This is a genomic window from Streptomyces niveus (assembly GCF_001723055.1).
GTDB classification, from domain to species: domain Bacteria; phylum Actinomycetota; class Actinomycetes; order Streptomycetales; family Streptomycetaceae; genus Streptomyces; species Streptomyces niveus.
Map to the genome: position 1 here is coordinate 1 of NZ_MDCR01000528.1, position 938 is coordinate 938.

1 protein-coding gene is annotated in these 938 nt (G+C 70.7%); it reads left to right on the forward strand.

The window, feature by feature from the left end:
• Positions 1 to 89 precede the first annotated feature (89 nt).
• Positions 90 to 515: a hypothetical protein gene (locus BHU15_RS37305; RefSeq protein WP_069631122.1), complete on the forward strand. Its 426-nt coding sequence runs from the start codon at positions 90 to 92 to the stop codon at positions 513 to 515.
• Positions 516 to 938: the final 423 nt, after the last annotated feature.

Genomic DNA, 938 nt, shown 5'->3' on the forward strand with positions numbered 1-938 from the left:
ATCCCCCCTCTTTCCCTGCGGCACCCCGCAGGGAAAGAGGGGGGATAGCCCCACTGCTCCGGGGGCTCCGACTTCGTAACGTTATGGCCATGGAAGCCCGCGACCCTGAGCTCAAGAAGGAGCTCGACGCCACCCTTCAGGCCCGCCGAGAGCTGGGGCCCGAGTACGAGTCCGCGCTCATCGAGTCGTTCCTGGAGAAGCTCGATCAGCGCCTCGACAGCACGACCGACCGTCGCGTCCGGCGTCAGCTCGCCGAACAGCAGATGGTCGTCGCCCGCGGCGCCCGGCCGCCCAGCAGCGGGGACTCCTTCGGCGATCGCTACGGCTTCGCCATCGTCTCGCTGGTGCTGGCCATCCCGCTCTCGGCGATAGCCGTGGTGAACGCGGACTTCGCCGGGCTCTGCGTGGCCTGGCTCGGCATCGTCGGGGTGAACGCGGCGCACGCGGCCCGTGGCGTGCCCTGGGCCCGTCGGCGTACGCGCGAGTCGAAGCAGTCGTCCGACTGGGAGGACTGACCCCACACGGCGAAACGGCCGCTCCACGGGGGACCGGCCGCTTCGGGGACGGGAATGTCGCGAGGACCGCCGCACCCCCGTTTCCGGAGGGCGGGACGACGGCGGTCCCCGCGAGGGACTCGGGGCCGGGTCAGTACCGGCACCGCGTCCAGGTGGCGTCCATGGGTCCGGGAGCCGCTCCGGAGATCACTGACGCCGACAACAACTACTGTGGCCGAGCCGTGTTAAGTGCGTGCTGCGCGTAGATGTCGCGCTGGTACCACTTTCACGAAGCCCGGCCACCGGCCCGTCCCGGCCCTACTTGGCGTCCTTCGCGAGGAACGCGAGCAGGTCCTGGCGGCTCACCACGCCCGTCGGCTTGCCCTCCACCAGCACGATCGCCGCGGTGGCGTTGTTGCCGCTCAGCGCCGCCATCAGGTCGGC